A 20,876-nucleotide genomic window follows, 5' to 3' on the forward strand; every position below is an offset into this window, starting at 1 on the left:
CGTGACGGCCACCCCGAGCCGCGACCGCTTTCCGCGTGCGCCGCCGTCTCGACCGCGATACGCGTCGTGATGCGAAAACGAGGGCATGTGCGCGATTGCGACATCAGGAATCCGGCTTCTCCGCTTCGTCTTCCAGTTGCGCGAGCCGGTTGTAGATCGTTTTCAGGCTGACGTCGAGCACCTCGGCCGCCTGCGCCTTCACGCCGCCGCACTGGGCGATCGTGCCGAGGATCAGCTTGCGGTCGACTTCCTCGAGCGGCGTGCCGAACGGCACCGTCACGCGATCTTCGTGCGAATCGACCATGTTCGACAGCTCGTCCATGATCGGCGGCGGCAGCGTGTCGATCACGTCGCCATCGGTGAAGATGCTCGCGCGCTGCACGAAGTTGCGCAGCTCGCGCACGTTGCCGGGCCACTCGTAGGTCTTCAGCGCTTCGCGCGCGGCCGGCGCGAAACGCAGGTTGCGGCCGCTTTCCTCGTTGTAGCGCTGCAGGAACGCATCCGCCAGCATCGGAATGTCGTCGCCGCGCTCGCGCAGCGACGGCAGCGGAATCGGGAACACGTTGATCCGGTGGAACAGGTCGGGCCGCAGCTTGCCGTCCGCCATCGCGGCTTCCGGATCGCGGTTCGTCGCGGCGACGATGCGCACGTCGACGTCGATCTCGCGCGTCGAGCCGAGCCGCGTGAGGCGCCCCGTTTCCAGCACGCGCAACAGCTTGACCTGCGACTCGAGCGGCATTTCGGTGATCTCGTCGAGAAACAGCGTGCCGCCGTCCGCGCGTTCGAAGAAGCCCTTGTGCTGGCGCTCGGCGCCGGTGAAGCTGCCGCGGTCGTGGCCGAACATCTCGCTCTCGACGAGGTTCGCGGCGATCGCGCCGCAGTTCACCGCGAGGAACGGACCGCGGCGGCGCAGGCTCAGGTCGTGCACGGTCTGCGCGGCGAGCTCCTTGCCGGTACCCGATTCGCCCGTGAGCAGGACCGACGCCTCGGTGCGCGCCACGCGGCCGATCGCGTCATAGACGGCCTGCATCGCGGGCGAACTGCCGAGCATGCGGCCGAAGCGGCCGAGGCGCTTCAGTTCCGAGCGCAGCTCCGCGATTTCCTCGTGCAGCGCGGTCGTGCGCGGCACGCGCGCAAAGATGCTGTTCAGCCGCTGCATGTTGAGCGGCTTCACCAGATAGTCGGTCGCGCCGCGCCGCAATGCGTCGATCGCGGTTTCCAGGCTCGCGTGGCCGGTGGTCAACACCATTTCGCAATGCGCGCGCTTGGGCAACGCATCGAACAGATCCATGCCGTTGCCGTCGGGCAGCACGAGATCGCACAGCACGAGATCGGGCGTATTCGTCGAGACCAGCGTACGCGCCTCTTCGAGCGTAGCCGCCGTATCGCACGCAAGCTGCTGCGTGCGCGCAAGCGTGGCCAGCATCGTTCGCGTATCGGCATCGTCTTCGACGATCAGGACATATGGCATCGAGGCTCCTTGGAAGGCGGCCCGGCGCGATCGTCGGCCGGCACCGCGACAGGTACGGCGCAAAACGCGCCGCCGCGCAGGCCGCGGCGGCACGCTTCCGCCGCACGCGAACGGGCAGACAAGCTGTCCTGCACTGACAAACAAGTGCTCAGGCAGTATAGAAGAACGAGGTTGCGCATTCGTCGTTCATCTAATAAATCTATCTGTCGACGCTACCTGCATTGCCAGATTCAATGCCGCGAAATTGGCACAAAATGTATCCTCGGTACATGAAAAACGACGTGTGCCACGTCATTTTTTCATCCAGCTTCGACGCATTCGGTCATATTTTCCCAATTCGATCTCACATCATGTCGAAATCAGTCGATGAGGGTGCACGTCTGTTCGGTCGCTCGCGTACGATTCAGGATCTGTTGTTGAAGATATCGCGCGTGGCGGCGACGCGCATCAGCGTATTGATCGTCGGCGAAAGCGGTGCCGGAAAGGACATCGTCGCGCGGCTCATTCACGACATGAGCCCGCGCCGGCGCGGGCCCTTCGTCCCCGTGAACTGCGGCGCGATCCCGCACGACATCGCGGAATCGCAATTGTTCGGCCACGAAAAAGGCAGCTTCACGGGCGCCATTTCGCAGCACGTGGGCATGTTCGAAGCCGCACGCGGCGGCACGCTGTTTCTCGACGAGATCGCCGAAATGCCGGCCGAACTGCAGGTCAAGCTGCTGCGCACGCTGGAGACGAACACGATCGTGCGCGTGGGCGGCCACGAGCCGGTTCCGCTCGACGTGCGCATCGTCGCTGCCACCCATCACGATCCGGTCGAGGCGCTGCGCACCGGGCGGCTGCGCGAGGACCTGTTCTACCGGATCGCGCCGGTCGCGCTGCACGTGCCCGCACTCAGGCAGCGCGAGGACGATGTCGGCGATATCGCGCTGCAGATCGTCGAGCGGCTGAATGCGCGGCACCGTACGCGAAAGCGGCTGTCCACGCAGGCGATGAAGGCGTTGCGCGCTTATACGTGGCCCGGCAACGTGCGCGAACTGCGCAACGCGCTGGAGCGCGCGTTCATCCTCGCCGACGAGCAGATCGAGCTGCAGTTGCCGCGCCGCCAGCCGCCGCGCGAGGAAGTGCGTCACAACGCGATGACGCTGCATATCGGCACGACGCTCGCACATACGCAGCAGCGCTTCATCGTCGCGTCGCTGCGGCACTTCAACGGCGACAAGCCGCGCACCGCGAAGGCGCTCGGCATCAGCCTGAAGACGCTGTACAACCGCCTCGCGCTGCTGCCCGAACACGAGCGCAATGCGGCCAGCAGAGCCCCCCAGCCGAATCCAAACGGCGCCGGCACGCCCGCTCCGCCGCCCGCGGCGAACCCTTAAGCGTCATGCGGTCATGTCGCGCTGCGAACCGTTCGATGCCGAAGCGTTCGCAAGCGGCGCGCACGGCGTGTCGCCCGGTTGCAGCGCATGGAATTACCGCCATGCGGCGCGGACCGCGAATCGTCCCTTCCGGTCGTCATGCGCGCGCGGCGCGCGGACGGGTTCGAGAGCGTGCCGTGTCGCGCCTGACCGGTCAATGGTGCGGCTTGCGCTCGCGATCGGAGCCGACGGTGCCGGGTTCGGGGTCGCGCGCGGCCGGCAGCGTCGGCGTGACGGTACGCTGGTCGGGATGCAGCACCATGCCGGTATCGTGCTCGCCTTCGCGACGCACGCGCACGCGATTCTCGACGTCGCGCACGCCCATGCAGCCGTCGGCCAGATCCTCGATGTCGTGCTTCATCCAGCGCGCCGGCACCGTGCCGTCCAGTTGGACACAGCCGTCATTCACCAGCACGGTGACGTCGCTCACGTCGATGTCGAGCGCATGCGCGAGCCGTTCGCACACGTCCTCGCGGATCCGCTCGTCCGAGCGTGTATAACCTTTCGGCCCGCGGCGGCGACGCATCGCGTCGCGTTCGGCTTCATTGCCGCAACGCGACAGGTCCGGCGCCCTGTCGCCGTAGCGCGGGTTGCCGCGCGGACCGCCAGGGTCGCGTTCGACGCCGGACACGCCCATCGCGCGATGGCCGCGGAATGCCGGGCGTTCGGCTTCGCCCGCTGAACGGCGATCAGCCGATTCAGGGTCGTCCTCCGGCCAACGTGCCAGATCGTCCGGGATGCCACGCGCGCCGTATCGTCCGGGATCTCGTCGTTGCATCGTGTCTCTCCTTGATCGTGCCTGCGCCGCGCACGGCCCCATGCCGCGTTGCGACGCATGCCGAGCGGGTCGAACGCAAGCCGCGTGCCGACGCAGTGGCCGGCTCGCGACAGATGCGTGTCGTGATCGCGATCTGCGCTGGCGGCGCGAATCTGCAACACGATTGCAGTTTTTGCGTACCGGGCGTCACGTTGCGCCGCCGTCGTCCGGTTCGTCCGGTTCGTCGGGCTCGTCCGGCTCCCCTATGCGGCCGGGCCCGCCCAGGCGCTCGGTGCGGTCGGGTTCGATGTCGGCGCTTTCGTCGAGCGTCGAATCGCCGTCGGCCGACGCGCGCTCGCCGGTACCCGCGCGGTCCGTATCGCTGTCGAACGACGCATCGCCGCGTTCGAGCGCGTGATCGTCGAGCGGCGAATCGATATCGAACGGATGGCGCCGCGCGCCGGCCGTGTCGCTGCCGCAGTCGGACGAGTCGCTCGGCCCCAGCGCGCGGCCGTCGCGGCCGCGGGTGGTGTTGTCGTCGTCCGGGCCGGCCGGTTCGTTGTCGGGGTTCAGCGTGCTGTTCGTGTCGATCTCCGTGCGTGGCTCGCCGTCGCGTGCGGCCACCCGGCCGCCGCCCGACAGGCGGACCTGAGGGTCGTGCAACCGGCATGCCGCGTCGCGCCGCCGACCCCGGTTTCGGCGGCCGGCACGACGGATGGCACAGCCGATGCGTGCCCATTGATCATGCGAATCGAGTTCCCTTATGCTTTCCGGGGTGCCAATCCGATTCTTGTAGCCGCCACCGGTCCATCCGGCGACGGCCTGGCAGCGTCTGCCTGCCCGCCTTCGACCCGCCGCAACGATGAATAGAGACGACGCCGATCCTCGCCCGCACCCCTCGCCGCCCGGCTTGCCCGACGCGCGCGACCTGCTGCATCGCTTCGCCGAGTTCCGTTTCCAGACGGTCGTCGGATCGATCACCGATTACGCGGTGTTCATGCTCGATCCGTACGGCAACGTCGCGACCTGGAACGCGGGTGCCGAGCGCATCAAGGGCTATCGCGCCGCCGAGATCGTCGGCCAGCACTTCTCGCGCTTCTATCCTCCCGACGCGATCGCGGCGGGCCGGCCGTCGCACGCGCTCGACGAGGCGGCCACGCAGGGTCGCTTCGAAGACGAGGGCTGGCGCGTGCGCAAGGACGGCTCGCAGTTCTGGGCGAGCGTGACGATCACCCCCGTGCACGATCACGGAAACCAGCTGTGCGGCTTCATCAAGATCACGCGCGACATGACCGAGCGCAAGCGGCTCGAGGAACTCGAAGCGTCGACACACCGGCTCAGCGTGTTCATCGCGATGCTCGCGCACGAACTGCGCAACCATCTCGCGCCGCTGCGCCATTCGGTCGGCATATTGCAGAACCTGCCCGATCCGGCGCCCACGCTGGCACAGTGCCGCGACGCCGTGGATCGTCAGGTCGGACAACTGACGCGGCTCGTCGACGATCTGCTCGACGTCGGACGTATCACGGCCGGCAAGGTCGAGCTTGACGATCGCCCCGTCACCGTGCGCGATATCGTGTGTCGCGGTGTCGAGAGCATCCAGCCGAAACTGGCCGCGCGCGGGCAACACATCCACGTCGACCTGCCGTCCGATGCCGTGGTGCTGCACGGCGACGATGCACGGCTCGTCCAGGTGCTGCACAACCTGCTCGACAACGCGTCGAAGTTCTCGCCGCCCGGCGGACGAATCGACGTCGGTGCCCGCACGGAAGGGCCGGTGGTCGCGATCCGCGTCACCGATCACGGTGTCGGCATCGCGCAGGGCGCGCTTGAAACGATCTTCGACCTGTTCGAGCAGGAAGGCGCGCCGGGGCGCCGGCCGTCCGACGGTTTCGGGCTGGGTCTCGCGATCTGCCGGACGTTCGTCGAGCTGCATGGCGGGCGCATTTCGGCCGAGAGCGCCGGGCCCGGCCGCGGCGCGACGTTCACCGTGCGCTTGCCGATCGACCGGATGGGGCGCACGGAACGCGTCGGCGAGCCCGAGCCGGCCGCACCCGCGCAGCCGGTCACCACGCCGCTGCGCATCGTCGTCGTCGACGACAACCGCGATTCCGCCGACACGCTCGCCGTGCTCCTGCAGATGAAGGGACACGCGCCGCGCGTCGCCTACCGGGCGGACGAAGCGCTGGCGCTCGCCCGCGACTACGTCCCGCATCTGATGATCCTCGACCTGACGATGCCCGACATCGACGGCTTCACGCTGCTGTACGAACTGCGCGCGATCGACGCGTTGCGCGACACGACCTGTGTCGCGCTGTCCGGCCATGCGCGTGCGTCGGATCTCGCGCGAACCGAACGCGCGGGCTTCGACGACCATCTCGTGAAGCCGGTCGAGATGGCCGTGCTCGACGCGCTGCTGCAGCGCGTCGCCCGCCGGCTTCAGCGTACGCCGTAGCCGCCCGTGCTCAGGCCATCGCGCGGCACATCGCCGCGCAGGCGTCGCACGCGGCCGTGCCGTCGTCGCACCGATCGTCCAGCGCCGTGCTCCCGGTTTCGGTTCTTCGCGTCTTCATGGCGTCGGCGTCGGCGTCGGCTTCACCTTCAGTCCGTCGCCGCGCCGCGGCCGCCGTCGTGCGCGTTCGAGATCGCTTCGACGAGTTTCAGTTCGTCGTCGATCGACAGCGTCGTGTCGGTCACTTCGCCGCCGAATGGCGCCAGCGCCGCACTCAGCGCATAGATGTCGAGCTGCGTCGCGGCGAGCCCGAGCGAGACGGCGCCGGGGCGCGCCTTGCGCGCGGCGCGATCGGTCAGCGCGTCGTCCACCGGCCGCTCGCGCCACGCGTCGAGCGACGATTCGATGTGTCCGACCACGCTGTCGAGCAGCGATCCGGACGACACGCGGCCGGGATCGACCGAATGCGCGCGCAACTGTCCGTCGGTCGTACATTCGACGATCACGACGCCCGACAGCGCGACGACGTGCCGGTCGCGCAACGTGCCGAGTTCCGCCAGCGCGCGACGGGCGGCCTCCAGGTCGGGATAGGACAACACGATCAGCGTGTTCATCGACAACTCCATGCAATCAAACGGTCGCGTGCCGGCAGCCCGCGCTCAATGCGGCAGCCCGAACGCGGCCTTCAGGCTCGCGACGATCATCTGCATCGCGATCGCCGCGAGGATCATCCCCATCAGCCGCTGCGTGACGGCCGTCACGCGCGGCGACAGGTAATGGCCGATCAGCGGCGCCGACAGCAGCGAGACGGCCAGCAGCACGAGAAACGCGGCCAGCCCGAGCGCGAACGCAAGCTCTTGTCCGGTCGTGAACGCGCTGTGCCCGAGCACGATCATCGTCGCGATCGTGCCGGGGCCGACCAGCAGCGGGATCGTCAGCGGATAGATCGCGACGCGCTCGGCCGCCGCCGGATCCGCGCCTTCGTCGTCGCCCGGCGCATGCTGGCGGCTCGGCGAACCATGCAGCATCGACAGCGCGATCAGCAGCACCAGCAGCCCGCCCGCGAGGCGGAAATCGTCGATCGTCAGGCCGAACACGTGCAGGATCGCGCCGCCCGCGACGGCCGACACGATGCAGCCGATCGACACGCCGATCGCGGCCGTCAGCGCGACCTTGCGGCGCACGCCGTCCGCCGCGCCCTCGGTCAGCGACAGGAACACCGGAATGTTCGCGATCGGGTTCATGATCGCGAACAGCGCCGCGAACACCTTGATGGAAAAGGTCAGATCGAAGCCCACAGGCTTGCTCCCGTTTCGCAGGCCGAATCGAATGCGGAATCCGGCCGGTTTCCAGTGCGCGGCGCGCGCCATGCTGATACGATCGACGCACCGCGTTCACGCACGACGGAGGGCCCCGACCGATGCAAGCCACCGATACCTTCATGGATCACGAGATACGCGTCGAAGCGACGCGCAACGCAAACGGCGCGTGGGTCGCGCAGGTGCGGATCTTCCGCGACGGCGCGCCGGTCGACCTGCCCGCGCCCGAGCTCGTCACGCCCGAATGGCTCACGTGCGACGAGGCGCTGCGCGGCGGCATCGACCAGGGCCGCGTGATCGTCAAGACGCGCGACCGGTAACGTCGCGCGGTTCGCCGGCGCGTCGTCGGCCGGCATCGCACCGCGCGGGTCACGCATCGAAATCGAGGTCGCCGATCAGGATCTCGCGATCGCGCTGGGTCCGTGAGCTGAAATCGACCGGCAGTTCCATCTGCCAGCGCTCGATCGTGACCGGCAGCGCCGCGAGATAACGGTCGAAGCGGCCGTGGTCGGGCTCGGCGAGCAGACCGGCGATCGCATCGTCGCGCCACGCGAGCCGCGCATTCAGCCGGTTCGGCAGCCCCACCGTCGACGTGAGGCCGACGACGTCGACGCAGGTCGGGCTGCCCTGCCCGTCATGCGGCACGACGTCGACCTTCACGTCGCCGGGCGAGTACAGGCCGCGCAGGCGCGCGGCGATGCGCGGCGCGAACTCGGTTTCGAAACGGGCACGGACATCGGAATTCATCTCTTCTCCACTCCAGGTTGGTTCGTGTCGTCACGCCGCCGTCACGCGGCTGCAATCTGCTGCTCGAATGCCGCTTCCGCCTTCAGGCTGTCGAGATCGCGGCCGACCGTCACGACCGCGAGCCGCGTGTTGCCGCGCCAGTACGCGATCGAGCAGTCGTGCGCGCCGAGGTCGCCGTCGATCTCGGCGCGGTCCCATTGCTCCGCATGCCCGACATAGCGAATCGTCAGGTCGTAATGCTGGCTCCAGAAGAACGGCACCGCGTCGAACGGCCGTTGCTGGCCGAGCATGTTGCGCGCGGCGACGATCCCCTGCCGCTCGGCCAGGACCCAGTGCTCGACGCGAATCCGCTCGCCGGTCAGCGGATCGGGCCAGCGCGCGATATCGCCGGCCGCGTAGATGCCGGGCGCGCTCGTCCGAAGGAACCGGTCGACCGTCACGCCGCGTTCGACGGCGAGCCCGGCGTCCTGCGCCAGCGCCACGTTCGGATGCACGCCGATGCCGACCACGACGACATCGGCCGGCAGCACGTCGCCGGTCGACAGCGTCACGCTGTCCTGCGTGATCCGCGCGGGTGTCGCGCCGAGATGGAACACGACGCCGTGCGATTCGTGCAGCGCCTTGATCGTATCGCCGAGCGCGTCGCCGAGCACACGCGCCATCGGACGCGCATCGGGCGCGACGACCTGCACGTCGAGCCCGCGCGTGCGCAACGCGGCCGCCGCCTCGAGACCGATGAAGCTCGCGCCGACCACCACGCAGCGGCGCGCCGTTTTCAGCCTGCCGATCAGCGCGTCGCAATCGGCACGCGAGCGCAGCACGCACACGTGCGGCAGGTCGGCGCCCGGCACCGTCAGCCGGTTCGGCTCGGCGCCCGTCGTGAGCAGCAGCGCACCGTATTCGACGCGGCTGCCGTCGGTCAGCTCGACCGCGTGCCGCGCGGGATCGATCCGCGCGACGCGCGTGCCGCACCGCACGTCGATGCGCCGGTCGGTATAGAACGACGGCGCGCGCAGCGGCAGCCAGTCGGCATCGGCCGTGCCCGCGAGGTAATCCTTCGACAGATTCGGCCGGTCGTACGGCGGATCGCGATCGGCGCTCAACAGCGTGACGGGATGCTGATAGCCTTCCTGCCGCAGCGTCACGGCCGCCGCGATCGCGGCGGCGCCGCCGCCGACGATCACGACCGACGCCGGCAGCCCGGCCGCTTCCGGCGCAGGCGGCACCGGTGCCGGCCGTGCATCGAGCACGACGGCGCGGCCATCGCGGCGTTCGACGCGCCAGCACGGCAGCCCGTCGAGCGCCGGTGCGCGCTGCAGCTCGCCCGTGCGCAGGCAGAACGCCGCGTGATGCCACGGGCAGCGGATCGTGTCGCCCACCAGCAGGCCGTCGGCCAGCGGGGCGCCGTAGTGCGGGCATTGCGCCCCCACGGCATACAGTTCGTCGGCACGGCGCACGAGCAGCACCGCCGCATCGCCGACATGGCCCTCGATCATCGCGCCGTCGGCGATATCGTCGAGCGCGATGCCTGCCGCGAGATCGGGGCGCGAAGACGAATCGTCGCTTGCGCTCATGACGTGGCTCCCGGAAAGTCAGGTAACGATCCCATTATCGACATCCCTCCTGAAAATAACAGGTACAGACGACCTCGCAGCGCACGCAAACGCGGACTGTAGCTTGTGCGCGATCCATGACGGGCGTAGAACGTCACCCACGTTGCGGCGCAACACATCCGCCACGCCGCACACGCGTCGCGCCACCTGTGCAATCCGCGTGCCGCCTCTCTTTCCTCATCAGGAGCGCTCCCGATGGCCACCGTTCTGTGCGTGCTCTACCCCGATCCCGTCGACGGCTATCCGCCGCGCTACGTGCGCGACACGATTCCGGTCGTGACGCGGTACGCGGACGGCCAGACCGCGCCAACGCCGGCCGGCCCGCTCGGCTTCCGGCCCGGCGAACTCGTCGGTTCGGTATCGGGCGCGCTCGGGTTGCGCGATTACATGGAAGCGCACGGTCACACGCTGATCGTCACGAGCGACAAGGACGGCCCCGATTCCGAATTCGAGCGCCGGCTCCCCGAAGCCGACGTGGTGATTTCGCAGCCGTTCTGGCCCGCGTACCTGACGGCCGACCGGATCGCCCGCGCGCCGAAGCTGAAGCTGGCGCTGACGGCCGGGATCGGCTCCGATCATGTCGACCTGGACGCCGCGGCGCGCGCGCACATCACCGTCGCCGAAGTCACCGGCTCGAACAGCATCAGCGTGGCCGAACACGTGGTGATGACGACGCTCGCGCTGGTGCGCAACTACCTGCCGTCGCACGCAGTCGCGCAGCAAGGCGGCTGGAACATCGCCGATTGCGTGTCGCGCAGCTACGACGTCGAGGGGATGCAGTTCGGCACGGTCGGCGCCGGGCGCATCGGGCTTGCGGTACTGCGCAGGCTGAAGCCGTTCGGCCTGCAGCTGCACTACACGCAGCGCCACCGGCTCGACCCGTCGATCGAACAGGAACTCGCGCTCACGTATCACGCCGATCCCGCGTCGCTGGCGAGCGCCGTCGACATCGTCAACCTGCAGATCCCGCTGTACCCGTCGACCGAGCACCTGTTCGACGCGGCGATGATCGCGCGGATGAAACGCGGCGCGTACCTGATCAACACCGCGCGCGCGAAGCTGGTCGACCGCGACGCGGTCGTGAATGCCGTCACGTCCGGGCATCTCGCCGGCTACGGCGGCGACGTGTGGTTTCCGCAGCCGGCGCCGGCCGACCATCCGTGGCGCGCGATGCCCTTCAACGGGATGACGCCGCATATCTCGGGCACGTCGCTGTCCGCGCAGGCGCGTTATGCGGCCGGCACGCTGGAAATCCTGCAATGCTGGTTCGACGGCAAGCCGATCCGCAATGAATACCTGATCGTCGACGGCGGCACGCTCGCGGGCACGGGCGCGCAGTCGTACCGCCTGACATGACGCCGGGCGCGGCGCGCAACGCACGGCGGTACGGTCAGTCGAGACAGTGCGCGGCGAGCTTGCCGACGGTCACGACCGCCTGTTCGATCTCCGGCGACCACGGGCTGCTGTAGTTCAGGCGGATGAAGTTCCGGTAGCTGTCCGCGATCGAGAACATGTAGCCGGGGCCGATCGTGATCCCCTGCTCCAGCGCGAGCTGGTACAGCCGCATCGCATCGACCTGCGCGGGCAGCTCGATCCACAGCACGTAGCCGCCCGCCGGGCTCGAGATGCGCGTGCCCTCCGGAAAGAACCGCGACACCATCGCCCGCATCAGGTTCGCCTGTTGCGCATACGCCTTGCGAATCCGCCGCAGGTGGTGCTCGTAGCCGTCGCGTTCGAGAAACTCCGCGATCGCCAGTTGCGGCAGCGACGGCGTCGCGAGCGTGTTCAGGAACTTCAGCTTCTCGACCTGTTCCCGATAGCGGCCCGGCAGCGCCCAGCCGATCCGGTACGCGGCCGTCAGGCTCTTCGAGAACGACGAGCAATGCAGCACGATGTCATGGCGGTCGAACGATTTCAGCGTGCTGGGATGCATGTTGCCGAAGTACAGTTCGTTGTACACGCCGTTCTCGATGATCGGCAGGTCGGCTTTCGTTGCGAACTCAACCAGCTCGCGCTTGCGCTCGTCGGGCATCTGAAAGCCGAGCGGGTTCTGGAAGTTCGGCATCACCATGCACGCCGCGATCGGCTGCGACTTCGCGATCGCGGCCAGCGCCGCGATGTCGATCCCGTACTCCGGATGCGTCGCGACCTCGATCGCCTTCATCCCCATCCGCTCGATCGCGTGCAGCATCGCGTAGAACGTCGGCGATTCCACCGCGATCGTGTCGCCCGGCTTCGCCACCGCCTGCAGGCACAGGTTGATCGCCTCCGTCGCGCCCACCGTCACGATGATCTCGTTCGGGTCCACCGACATCCCGTTTTCCAGGTAGCGGCGCGCGATCTGCCGAATCAGGCGCGGATGGCCGGGCGGCAGCCCGTCCGTCACGCCCCACAGCGACTTGTCGCGGCCGGCCGCATACGCGTAGCGGTTCAGCTTCTCGAACGGAAACAGGCTCGGGTCCGGATACGGCGAGCCCAGCGGCACCGCGTCGTCCGTGCCGATCGAACGCAGCGTCGACAGCACGAGCCGGCTCACGTCGACCGACGACGAGATCGCGATCGGCTTCGACGGCCGCAGCTCGCGCACCGGCGCGTGGCCGTCGTCGCGGCGCAGGTTCACGAAATAGCCCGACTGCGGCCGGCTTTCCAGCAGCCCGCGGCTTTCCAGCAGCAGATACGCGTGCAGCACGGTCGTGATGCTGATCCGGTGCTGCTGGCTCGCCTGCCGCACCGACGGCACACGATCGCCGTGTCGATATACGCCCTGCCGGATGAGTCGCTCTACGTCGTTTGCAAATTTCTCGTAGAGCTTCATCCGCCTCGCCCCGCCAGCGGTGAACCGGCCGGCGACGCATCGGCGGCATGGCCGCGCCGATGCACGAAGCCGGATAGCGGCGCCGGGGAGCGGGTATCCCGGTTCGAACCTCGTCCGTTATCGAAATTGAAGGCGGATAGCAATGCGAATCTCATCAAGACAAGGTTCGGCATGCTACTGCGTCATTTCGACGAATGTAAGTGACAGTTTGGCGAGGAAACGCCAAATCCGGCCGGCGTGGTGAACAGATTCACACGCGACGGCGCGGGCCCGCGCAGGCCCGCGTGCCCTCACGCGTCGTCGACGTTGTCCGCGTAGTGGTCGATCGCGACCTTGCACTCGTCGAACACCACCGTCAGCAGCGCGATGTCGTTCGACTCGACCCACTTGCGGATCTGCAGGAACTGGCCCGTGCCGAGATCGGCGAGGCGGGCCGGATCGTCGGTCGTCACGTCGACGGTCGCGATCGCGCGATTGCCGTTGCCGGGCAGCGGCGCGAGCGTCGCCGCGATGTCGAAGCGCCGGTAGGATTGATCGATGCGCATGCGGTTCTCCCGAATCGGTTCGAAAAAGGCGCGCTCAACCGAGCGCCTGACGGAAGACCTTGCCGCCGAATCCCGTCACGACGTTGTCGACCGAAAACGGCGTGTCTTCCTTCGCCTCGACGATGACCGCGACGCTGCCGGGCGCGAGCCGCGCGGCCACCGTCTCGACGAAGCTGCCGTCGAGCAGCGCATTGCCGGCCGCATCGGCGAGGATGCCCGCACCCGCGCCTGCGGCCATACCCGTGACCACGCCGAGCGGCCCGGCAAGCAGGCCGAGCAGGCCGCCCGCGATCGCACCGATCACGCCGCCCTTGAACGGCCGGGATTCGGCCGCGAGCACCGCAAGCTTGCCGGCCGCGTCCTTCTCGACGACGACGCCGTTCTCGATGTGGAATCCTTCGTTCTTCTCCGACAGCGCCTCGAAATCGTTCGCGGCCTGGCGGGCCGTGTCGACGCTGCCGAACACGGCGACGATCAGTTGCCTGGTCATTCGAACCCTCGCTCGGTTGGATGATCGGAAATGGCCGCCGCCCCGCGTGCGGCGCGCCGGAATTCGCTTCAGATGCCGGTTGCCGCGACGCGCGCACCAACCGCATCGGCGTACGCGTGCGCGGCCGCCTGCTGCAGCGCCGCGACGGCCGGCGCGCGCGCGCGTGCCGGGTCGGCATCGTACGCGTCGCGCGCCAGGCGGTACGCGTGCGACGCCGCGTGCTGCCGTTCGATCGCCTGTTTCGTGTCGACGTTCTGCGTGTTCATGCGGCGTCCTCCTGCGGAGACGGTGCGTTGATCGGTGGCTGGCGGCCCTTCACCTGCGCGCATGGACGTCGTCCTCGACATCGTCGACGTCGGCCGGGAAACGATGCTGACCGAAACTAAGGATCAGCACGCCGACCGCGAGCAGCACGATGCCGAAGGTCGTCATCAGCATCCGCTCGGGGCTGTCGGTCGCGCCGCGCAGGATCAGGTCGCGCGCGAGCGACGTCATCGCAATGAACAGCGGAAACCGCACGGGCAGCCGGCCGAGCCGCAGGTAACGCACGTCCATCGCGAGCACTTCGAGATACAGGAACATCAGCAGCAGGTCGGTCAGCGACACCTCGCCCGCGAGCACGACCTTCCACGCTTCCTGCACCATCGCGAATGCGGTCGCGAGGCCGATCACGATCAGCCCGGCCAGCTCGGCCGCGTGAAGAAAATGACCGAAGCGGCGGCGGATGCGCTCGGATGGCGAACGGGACAGGGCGGACGTATTCAAGGCGACAGTCGGTGTGATGAAGCGTGGGTGGCGCCGGGCGGCGGCAAATCGGAGCAACGCGCGGGGCGATGCGCGCCGTCACGCGCCTGCGGCGCCTGCCGCGGATGAGCCGCGCCGGTCGCCTGCTCGACCGCGGACAGCGTGCGGCGGCAGCACACGTGGAACGCGTCGCCCGCGTCGGTGCAGGCGACGTCGCCGGGTTCGCGGCACAGCAGCAGCCGGCAGCCGAGATAACGTTCGAGCGAGTCGAGCCGGTCGCGCACCTGCGCCTCGCGCAACTGCAGGTCGGCCGCGGCGCCGGACAGTCCGCCGTGCTCGACCACGGCGACAAACACGCGCATCGCTTCCAGCAGGTTCATGATGACGCTCCTCGTCGGCGGCGTAGCGGGACCTAATCTACTGCACGCGGCTCGCACGCTCAAGAGCACAGCGCCGCGGGCGCCAGGAGTACAGCTGCGCGGGCAGCGCGCAAATTCCGTCCCCGTTTGACGCATTCGAATGACAGATTGTCGATACGTGTTCCAAAGACCCGCCGAAGCTGCTAGATTGCATGCTCGACGACGTTACGCGGTGCGGGCAGGTCACGCGCCGGGCGGCCGGCCGCCGCTGCCGCGGCCCGTTGCGCGATGCCCGCGCAACGTCCTTCATCCGCATGTCACACAGAGAACAGTCGCATGACACAGTTCAACCGTTCGCCTTCGCGCGCCGCGGCACCCGCGGCCCGTCCGTCCCGACATGACTGACCGGCAGGCCGCGATGCAGACTACCCCTCCCCCCCTCTCCCAGGCCGTTCACAGCACGGTCACGCGCAGCGCGATCTTCCTCGTGGCGACGGTCAACCCCGGTGCCGATCACGCCGACACGATCCGGTCGTGGTGCGGCGACATCGCCGCGCTCGTGCGCTCGGTCGGCAAGCGCGTGCCGGGCGGCAACCTCACGTGCGTCTGCGGTTTCGGCGCCGACGCATGGGACGCGCTGTTCGGCGATCCGCGTCCCGCGTCGCTGCATCCGTTCCGCGAATTCGGCGCCGGCCAGCGCGTCGCGGTCGCGACGCCCGGCGACATCCTGCTGCACATCCGCGCCGAAGCGATGGACCTGTGCTTCGAACTCGCGACGCAACTGCTCGGCGCGCTCGGCGATGCGGTGACCGTCGTCGACGAGGTGCACGGTTTCCGCAATTTCGACCAGCGCGCGATGATCGGCTTCGTCGACGGCACCGAGAACCCGGAGGGCCGCGAAGCGGTCGACTTCACGGTGATCGGCGACGAGGATGCCGAATTCACCGGCGGCAGCTACGTGATCGTGCAGAAGTACCTGCACGACATGGCCGGCTGGAACGCGCTCGCGGTCGAAACGCAGGAGCGCATCATCGGCCGCACCAAACTGGCCGACATCGAGCTCGCGCCGGACGTGAAGCCGTCGTGCTCGCACAGCTCGCTGACGACGCTCGACGAAAACGGCCAGGAAGTGAAGATCCTGCGCGACAACATGCCGTTCGGGCGCCCGGGCGCCGGCGAATTCGGCACTTATTTCATCGGCTATGCGCGCTCGCCGGCGCCGATCGAGCAGATGCTCGAGAATATGTTCGTCGGCCGCCCGCCCGGCAACTACGACCGCCTGCTCGACTACAGCCGCGCGGTCACCGGCTCGCTGTTCTTCGTGCCGTCGGCCGACCTGCTCGAGGCGCTCGCGGACCGCGCGGCCCCGGCCGCCGACGCCGCGCCGCCGGAATCCACGCCGTCCGCGCCGCGTCGCGACGGCTCGCTGAACATCGGCTCGCTGAAAGGAACCCCGACCTATGAATAACCTGCACCGCGAACTCGCCCCGATCTCGTCGTCCGCCTGGGAACAAATCGAGGAGGAAGTGGCGCGCACCTTCAAGCGATCGGTGGCCGGCCGCCGCGTGGTCGACGTCGACGGGCCCGAAGGCCCCGAGCTGTCGGCCGTCGGCACCGGGCACCTGCTGGAGGTCACCGCACCGCGCGAGCACGTGAATGCGCGGCTGCGCGAAGTGCGCACGATCGTCGAGCTGACGGTGCCGTTCGAACTGAGCCGCGCCGCGATCGACAGCGTCGAGCGCGGCGCGCGCGACGCCGACTGGCAACCGGCGAAGGAAGCCGCGCAGCGGCTCGCGTTCGCCGAAGACAACGCGATTTTCGACGGCTATCCGGCCGCCGGGATCGTCGGCATCCGCGAAGGCACGTCGAACCGCAAGCTCACGCTGCCGGCGGACGTCAGCGCGTATCCGGACGCGATCAGCGACGCGCTCGAGGCGCTGCGCCTCGCCGGCGTCGACGGCCCGTACTCGGTCGTGCTCGGCTCGGACGCCTATACCGCGCTCAGCGAGGCGCGCGACCAGGGCTATCCGGTCCTCGGCCATATCAAACGCATCGTCAGCGGCGAGATCATCTGGGCGCCGGCGATCAGCGGCGGCTGCGTGCTGTCCACGCGCGGCGGCGATTACGAGTTGCACCTCGGGGAAGACGTATCGATCGGCTACACGAGCCACACCGACAAGGCCGTCCGCCTGTACCTGCGCGAAACGTTCACGTTCCTGATGCTGACGAGCGAGGCATCGGTGGCCGTGGCGCCGCAGGGCAACACGGCGGCCTGAGCCCGGTTGCCCGCGCGCGACGGCCCGAGCCCGGGCGTCGCGCGCAACCGGCCGCGCCGCCGGCCGCATGTTCGTCGCCGATCGAGCCCATCCCGCATGGAGATTGTCATGAGCGATACGAATGATGCACTGCAGGCGCTGCAAGCGTCGGTCGATACGCTGAAGCAGGCCGTCGACGCGAACGCGGGCAGCCAGGCCGGCGACACCGCCGTGCTGTTTACCGTCGTCTCACTGATGCTGGCCGAGTTGCCGCCCGACACGCGCAACCTGATCGAGGATTCGTTCTCCGTCTGGGCCAATGGTCTGCCGAATGCGGCACTGTCGGCCGACGTGAAGCAGATCGCGCGGCAGCGACTTGCGATGAATCTGTCCGACTGATCGCGTTTCGACACGGTTGCGCCCTGTCCGGCGCGCCCCGTGCAACCCGCCCTCGTCCTCGGTTCCCGTGCACGCACCGGCTGCGGCGTGCGCGCGGTCGGCCGTAACCGGTTCGCGCACGCTCGCGCTGCGGCATCCGCGCTGCGTCCCGTCTTCCGTATCGCCGGCCGTTTGCCGGCCGCCAGCCCCCTGCGCGCCGATGTCGCACCGTGCGGCGTCCGCGCGCCCCCGCTTCCCGTGTCCGGCCATCGCGCGCTGCGCCCGCCGCGCACGCCCGTGCCGCCGTGCGCGCGCCCGTCTGTACTCCTTCCCGCCGACGCGCGCCGCCATGTGAGGGTGCAATTCACGGCCGGTCCGGCGTGGAACTGTGTCTTGGATGGCCCCCGCCGATTCGCTATTTTGAACGCAGTCGAAGCGATGCCGTGGGCTCCTCGCAGCACTCGCGTTTCCTGCCCCGACCGCGACCGTGCGCCACGCCGGCGCGCGCTGCGCGACCGCCCGGGCGCGGCACGCGCGCCGCCGCGCCGCGCGTCGTGCGAGCGCGGTCGGGACACGCGAGCGCCGCACCGCATCGGGACTTCACCCTTCGACCCACCTTCACCGACAGGAGCCAGACCACCATGCCCGCACTTTGCGATATCTGTCACGCCCGGCCGGCCGTCGCGCGCGCAACCGTGATGCAGGACGGCGAGCGCAAGACGATTTCGATCTGCGATTACCACTTCCGTCAGCTGATGCGGCATCAGAGCATGCTGAACCCGTTCGATTCGCTGCTGGGCGGTGGCGGCCCGTCTTCGCTGTTCGGCGGGCTCGGCGACGAATCGCCGCTCGCCGCCGAGATTCCGCGCGAATCGGTCGACCCGACCGACGCGTTCAGCGAACAGACGCTCGAACTGCTGCAGCGCGCGGCCGAGAAGGCACACGAGCTGCGCCGCAGCGAACTCGACTCCGAACACCTGCTGTACGCACTCGCGGACACCGACGTGTGCGCCGCGCTGCTGAAGGAACTGAAGCTGTCGCCGCAGGACATCCGGTCGTATATCGACGAGCATGCGCACACCGGCACGGCCGACCCCGATGCGCCGCTCGACAAGCTGTCGATCTCGCCGCGCGTCAAGAAAGCCGTGCAGTACGCGTTCCAGGCGTCGCGCGATCTCGGCCACTCGTACATCGGCCCCGAGCACCTGTTGATCGGGCTCGCATCGGTGCCGGACAGCGTCGCCGGCACGCTGCTGAAGAAATACGGCGTGACGCCCGAGGCGCTGCGCCAGAAAGTCGTGAAGGTGGTCGGCAAGGGCGCCGAGGACGGCCGCGTCGACGCGCCGACCGGCACGCCGAACCTCGACAAGTTCGGCCGCGACCTCACCGCGATCGCGCGCCAGGGCAAGCTCGACCCGGTGCTCGGTCGCGCGCAGGAAATCGAGAGCACGATCGAGGTGCTCGCGCGCCGCAAGAAGAACAACCCGGTGCTGATCGGCGAGCCGGGCGTCGGCAAGACGGCGATTGTCGAAGGGCTGGCGCAGCGGATCGTCAACGGCGACGTGCCCGAAGTGCTGCGCGACAAGCGGCTCGTCGAAGTCAACATCAACTCGATGGTGGCCGGCGCGAAGTACCGCGGCGAATTCGAGGAGCGCGCGAAGCAGCTGATCGACGAAGTGACTGCGAAGCAGGACGAACTGATCCTGTTCATCGACGAGCTGCACACGATCGTCGGCGCGGGCCAGGGCGGCGGCGAAGGCGGCCTCGACATCGCGAACGTGCTGAAGCCCGCGCTCGCGCGCGGCGAGCTGAGCCTGATCGGCGCGACGACGCTCAACGAGTACCAGAAGTACATCGAGAAGGACGCCGCGCTGGAGCGACGCTTCCAGCCCGTGTTCGTGCCGGAGCCGAGCGTCGAGCAGACGATCGTGATCCTGCGCGGGCTGCGCGACAGCCTCGAGGCGCACCACCAGGTGACGTTCGCCGACGACGCGTTCGTCGCGGCCGCCGAATTCGCCGACCGCTACATCACGTCGCGTTTCCTGCCCGACAAGGCGATCGACCTGATCGACCAGGCCGCCGCGCGCGTGCGGATCGGCGCGACATCGCGCCCGGTCGACATCCAGGAAGGCGAGGCGCAGATCGCGCAACTGAAGCGCGAGCAGGACTACGCGACGTCGCGCAAGCGCTTCGACGAAGCGAAGCAGTTCGAGGAGCAGATCAACGCGAAGCAGAAGTCCGTCGACGAGAAGATGGAGGCGTGGCAGCGCAAGACCGGCTCCGAGACGCTCGAAGTGACCGTCGAATCGGTGGCCGAGGTCGTGTCGCGGCTGACCGGCATCCCCGTGTCCGAGCTGACGCAGGAAGAGCGCCAGAAGCTGCTGAAGATGGAAGAACAGCTGCGCGAACGCGTGGTCGGCCAGAGCGATGCGGTCGTCGCCGTCAGCGACGCCGTGCGGCTGTCGCGCGCGGGGCTCGGCCAGACGCACCGGCCGATCGCGACGTTCCTGTTCCTCGGGCCGACGGGCGTCGGCAAGACCGAACTCGCGAAAGCGCTGGCCGAGACCGTGTTCGGCGACGAGCAGGCGATCATCCGCATCGACATGTCCGAGTACATGGAGCGGCACGCGGTTGCCCGGCTGATCGGCGCGCCGCCCGGCTACGTCGGCTACGACGAAGGCGGCCAGCTCACCGAGCGCGTGCGGCGCCGCCCGTACAGCGTGATCCTGCTCGACGAGATCGAGAAGGCGCATCCCGACGTCTACAACGTGCTGCTGCAGGTGTTCGACGACGGCCGGCTGACCGACGGCAAGGGCCGCGTGGTCGATTTCAGCAACACGATCATCATCGCGACCAGCAATCTCGGCGCGGCGATCATCATGGACAACCTCACGCAGCCGGAAGCCGCGCGCAAGACCGACAAGGCGATCCGCGAGGAACTGATGCAGGTGCTGAAGGGCCATTTCCGGCCCGAGTTCCTGAACCGGATCGACGAGGTGATCGTCTTCCACGCGCTGTCGAAGGACAACATCCGCGCGATCGTGCAGATCCAGCTCGACCGCGTGGTGCGTACGGCCGCCGCGCAGGACATCACGCTCGTGATGGGCGGCTCGCTCGTCGACCACCTGACCGAAGTCGGCTACCAGCCGGAATTCGGCGCGCGCGAGCTGAAGCGCCAGATCCGCCAGACCATCGAGACGCGGCTCGCGAAGGAGATCCTCGCCGACCGGCTGAAATCGGGCGACACCTGCGAGGTCGACTACGACAAGGACAGCGACGAAGTGAAGTTCAACAAGCTCGCCGCGCCGGAAGCGAAGGACAAGAAGGACGCCGGGAAGGACGCGGACGGCAAGGCCAGGCCGAACGGCAAGGCCGCCCAGGCATCCGGTGACGCGAAGGCGGACGACACGCCCGCCGACGCGCCGCCGCCCGCGGCGAAGTCGGGCAAGAAGTCGTCCGGCGCGAAGAAGGACGCACATTAAAAACGCGTACCCGGCAGACCGGGCACGCATG

General features: G+C 68.5%; 21 protein-coding genes. 8 read left to right on the forward strand and 13 right to left on the reverse strand.

Features of this window, described 5'->3' with window-relative positions; all coding sequences use genetic code 11:
* Window positions 1–103 precede the first annotated feature (103 nt).
* Window positions 104–1,471, reverse strand: coding sequence for a sigma-54-dependent transcriptional regulator (locus AC1VVG_RS33425; protein WP_034189967.1), 1,368 nt, complete (start codon window positions 1,469–1,471; stop codon window positions 104–106).
* Window positions 1,472–1,821: 350 nt separating this feature from the next.
* On the opposite strand from AC1VVG_RS33425, the gene AC1VVG_RS33430 reads away from it, so the two are divergent.
* Window positions 1,822–2,850 (forward strand): sigma-54 interaction domain-containing protein, encoded by a 1,029-nt coding sequence (locus AC1VVG_RS33430; protein ID WP_473375683.1) that lies wholly within the window; start codon window positions 1,822–1,824, stop codon window positions 2,848–2,850.
* A 193-nt stretch (window positions 2,851–3,043) separates the two neighbouring features.
* On the opposite strand, the gene AC1VVG_RS33435 is transcribed toward AC1VVG_RS33430, so the two are convergent.
* Window positions 3,044–3,763, reverse strand: a complete 720-nt coding sequence (locus AC1VVG_RS33435; protein ID WP_473375899.1) for a BON domain-containing protein — start codon at window positions 3,761–3,763, stop codon at window positions 3,044–3,046.
* Window positions 3,764–3,853: 90 nt separating this feature from the next.
* Window positions 3,854–4,237, reverse strand: a complete 384-nt coding sequence (locus AC1VVG_RS33440) for a chemotaxis protein (protein ID WP_473375898.1) — start codon at window positions 4,235–4,237, stop codon at window positions 3,854–3,856.
* A 271-nt stretch (window positions 4,238–4,508) separates the two neighbouring features.
* Here AC1VVG_RS33440 and AC1VVG_RS33445 point away from each other — a divergent pair, with 271 nt between their 5' ends.
* Window positions 4,509–6,101, forward strand: a complete 1,593-nt coding sequence (locus AC1VVG_RS33445; RefSeq protein ID WP_482837542.1) for a PAS domain-containing hybrid sensor histidine kinase/response regulator — start codon at window positions 4,509–4,511, stop codon at window positions 6,099–6,101.
* Between the two features lie 146 nt (window positions 6,102–6,247).
* Here AC1VVG_RS33445 and AC1VVG_RS33450 read toward each other — a convergent pair whose 3' ends face one another.
* The gene (locus AC1VVG_RS33450; protein ID WP_482837543.1) at window positions 6,248–6,712 is read right to left on the reverse strand and encodes a hypothetical protein; all 465 of its coding nucleotides are present in this window, start codon (window positions 6,710–6,712) and stop codon (window positions 6,248–6,250) included.
* A gap of 45 nt (window positions 6,713–6,757) precedes the next feature.
* Window positions 6,758–7,396 (reverse strand): MarC family protein, encoded by a 639-nt coding sequence (locus AC1VVG_RS33455; protein ID WP_034189954.1) that lies wholly within the window; start codon window positions 7,394–7,396, stop codon window positions 6,758–6,760.
* Window positions 7,397–7,518: 122 nt separating this feature from the next.
* Here AC1VVG_RS33455 and AC1VVG_RS33460 point away from each other — a divergent pair, with 122 nt between their 5' ends.
* Window positions 7,519–7,737, forward strand: a complete 219-nt coding sequence (locus AC1VVG_RS33460) for a DUF6566 family protein (RefSeq protein WP_034189953.1) — start codon at window positions 7,519–7,521, stop codon at window positions 7,735–7,737.
* 49 nt (window positions 7,738–7,786) lie between these two features.
* Here the strand turns inward: AC1VVG_RS33460 and AC1VVG_RS33465 are convergent, their stop codons facing one another.
* Window positions 7,787–8,164, reverse strand: a complete 378-nt coding sequence (locus tag AC1VVG_RS33465; protein WP_175029294.1) for a DUF5594 family protein — start codon at window positions 8,162–8,164, stop codon at window positions 7,787–7,789.
* A gap of 41 nt (window positions 8,165–8,205) precedes the next feature.
* Entirely contained in the window at window positions 8,206–9,738 is a 1,533-nt protein-coding gene (locus AC1VVG_RS33470) for an FAD-dependent oxidoreductase (RefSeq protein ID WP_482837544.1), read from the reverse strand.
* 234 nt (window positions 9,739–9,972) lie between these two features.
* On the opposite strand from AC1VVG_RS33470, the gene AC1VVG_RS33475 reads away from it, so the two are divergent.
* Complete coding sequence (locus AC1VVG_RS33475) at window positions 9,973–11,133, forward strand: NAD-dependent formate dehydrogenase (RefSeq protein ID WP_034189950.1); 1,161 nt, start codon at window positions 9,973–9,975, stop codon at window positions 11,131–11,133.
* Between the two features lie 34 nt (window positions 11,134–11,167).
* Here the strand turns inward: AC1VVG_RS33475 and AC1VVG_RS33480 are convergent, their stop codons facing one another.
* The 6 genes from AC1VVG_RS33480 to AC1VVG_RS33505 all read right to left on the reverse strand — a co-directional run bounded on the left by AC1VVG_RS33480 (window position 11,168) and on the right by AC1VVG_RS33505 (window position 14,751).
* Window positions 11,168–12,592, reverse strand: coding sequence for an aminotransferase-like domain-containing protein (locus AC1VVG_RS33480; RefSeq protein WP_059561253.1), 1,425 nt, complete (start codon window positions 12,590–12,592; stop codon window positions 11,168–11,170).
* A gap of 290 nt (window positions 12,593–12,882) precedes the next feature.
* A complete protein-coding gene (locus AC1VVG_RS33485; RefSeq protein ID WP_034190485.1) occupies window positions 12,883–13,137 on the reverse strand; it encodes a hypothetical protein in 255 nt (84 codons plus the stop codon).
* A 34-nt stretch (window positions 13,138–13,171) separates the two neighbouring features.
* Window positions 13,172–13,627, reverse strand: coding sequence for a DUF1269 domain-containing protein (locus AC1VVG_RS33490; protein ID WP_034190486.1), 456 nt, complete (start codon window positions 13,625–13,627; stop codon window positions 13,172–13,174).
* A 68-nt stretch (window positions 13,628–13,695) separates the two neighbouring features.
* A complete protein-coding gene (locus AC1VVG_RS33495) occupies window positions 13,696–13,893 on the reverse strand; it encodes a hypothetical protein (RefSeq protein WP_059561260.1) in 198 nt (65 codons plus the stop codon).
* A gap of 49 nt (window positions 13,894–13,942) precedes the next feature.
* On the reverse strand, window positions 13,943–14,392 hold the full coding sequence (locus tag AC1VVG_RS33500; RefSeq protein ID WP_034190488.1) for a phosphate-starvation-inducible protein PsiE: 450 nt from the start codon (window positions 14,390–14,392) through the stop codon (window positions 13,943–13,945).
* Complete coding sequence (locus tag AC1VVG_RS33505; RefSeq protein ID WP_482837545.1) at window positions 14,389–14,751, reverse strand: LysR family transcriptional regulator; 363 nt, start codon at window positions 14,749–14,751, stop codon at window positions 14,389–14,391. Before AC1VVG_RS33505 ends, AC1VVG_RS33500 begins: the two co-directional genes overlap by 4 nt.
* Window positions 14,752–15,127: 376 nt before the next feature.
* Between AC1VVG_RS33505 and AC1VVG_RS33510 the strand changes: the two genes are divergently transcribed.
* The 4 genes from AC1VVG_RS33510 (at window position 15,128) to AC1VVG_RS33525 (ending at window position 20,845) form a co-directional block, all read left to right on the forward strand.
* Window positions 15,128–16,198: a Dyp-type peroxidase gene (locus AC1VVG_RS33510; protein ID WP_034190490.1), complete on the forward strand. Its 1,071-nt coding sequence runs from the start codon at window positions 15,128–15,130 to the stop codon at window positions 16,196–16,198.
* Window positions 16,191–17,006: a family 1 encapsulin nanocompartment shell protein gene (locus AC1VVG_RS33515; protein ID WP_034190491.1), complete on the forward strand. Its 816-nt coding sequence runs from the start codon at window positions 16,191–16,193 to the stop codon at window positions 17,004–17,006. Before AC1VVG_RS33510 ends, AC1VVG_RS33515 begins: the two co-directional genes overlap by 8 nt.
* Window positions 17,007–17,114: 108 nt before the next feature.
* Window positions 17,115–17,384 (forward strand): hypothetical protein, encoded by a 270-nt coding sequence (locus AC1VVG_RS33520; RefSeq protein ID WP_049031555.1) that lies wholly within the window; start codon window positions 17,115–17,117, stop codon window positions 17,382–17,384.
* A 620-nt stretch (window positions 17,385–18,004) separates the two neighbouring features.
* The gene (locus AC1VVG_RS33525) at window positions 18,005–20,845 is read left to right on the forward strand and encodes an ATP-dependent Clp protease ATP-binding subunit (protein WP_069705794.1); all 2,841 of its coding nucleotides are present in this window, start codon (window positions 18,005–18,007) and stop codon (window positions 20,843–20,845) included.
* The last annotated feature ends 31 nt before the right edge of the window (window positions 20,846–20,876 follow it).

This window comes from Burkholderia sp. L-4 (genome assembly GCF_056856535.1).

Coding starts and splice junctions, on each gene's coding strand:
- AC1VVG_RS33450 (WP_482837543.1), bottom strand. CDS start 6,712: ATGAACACGCTGATCGTGTTGTCCTATCCCGACCTGGAGGCCGCCCGT.
- AC1VVG_RS33495 (WP_059561260.1), bottom strand. CDS start 13,893: ATGAACACGCAGAACGTCGACACGAAACAGGCGATCGAACGGCAGCAC.
- AC1VVG_RS33480 (WP_059561253.1), bottom strand. CDS start 12,592: ATGAAGCTCTACGAGAAATTTGCAAACGACGTAGAGCGACTCATCCGG.
- AC1VVG_RS33460 (WP_034189953.1), top strand. CDS start 7,519: ATGCAAGCCACCGATACCTTCATGGATCACGAGATACGCGTCGAAGCG.
- AC1VVG_RS33425 (WP_034189967.1), bottom strand. CDS start 1,471: ATGCCATATGTCCTGATCGTCGAAGACGATGCCGATACGCGAACGATG.
- AC1VVG_RS33465 (WP_175029294.1), bottom strand. CDS start 8,164: ATGAATTCCGATGTCCGTGCCCGTTTCGAAACCGAGTTCGCGCCGCGC.
- AC1VVG_RS33515 (WP_034190491.1), top strand. CDS start 16,191: ATGAATAACCTGCACCGCGAACTCGCCCCGATCTCGTCGTCCGCCTGG.
- AC1VVG_RS33485 (WP_034190485.1), bottom strand. CDS start 13,137: ATGCGCATCGATCAATCCTACCGGCGCTTCGACATCGCGGCGACGCTC.
- AC1VVG_RS33470 (WP_482837544.1), bottom strand. CDS start 9,738: ATGAGCGCAAGCGACGATTCGTCTTCGCGCCCCGATCTCGCGGCAGGC.
- AC1VVG_RS33430 (WP_473375683.1), top strand. CDS start 1,822: ATGTCGAAATCAGTCGATGAGGGTGCACGTCTGTTCGGTCGCTCGCGT.
- AC1VVG_RS33525 (WP_069705794.1), top strand. CDS start 18,005: ATGCCCGCACTTTGCGATATCTGTCACGCCCGGCCGGCCGTCGCGCGC.
- AC1VVG_RS33490 (WP_034190486.1), bottom strand. CDS start 13,627: ATGACCAGGCAACTGATCGTCGCCGTGTTCGGCAGCGTCGACACGGCC.
- AC1VVG_RS33505 (WP_482837545.1), bottom strand. CDS start 14,751: ATGAACCTGCTGGAAGCGATGCGCGTGTTTGTCGCCGTGGTCGAGCAC.
- AC1VVG_RS33520 (WP_049031555.1), top strand. CDS start 17,115: ATGAGCGATACGAATGATGCACTGCAGGCGCTGCAAGCGTCGGTCGAT.
- AC1VVG_RS33475 (WP_034189950.1), top strand. CDS start 9,973: ATGGCCACCGTTCTGTGCGTGCTCTACCCCGATCCCGTCGACGGCTAT.
- AC1VVG_RS33445 (WP_482837542.1), top strand. CDS start 4,509: ATGAATAGAGACGACGCCGATCCTCGCCCGCACCCCTCGCCGCCCGGC.
- AC1VVG_RS33510 (WP_034190490.1), top strand. CDS start 15,128: ATGACTGACCGGCAGGCCGCGATGCAGACTACCCCTCCCCCCCTCTCC.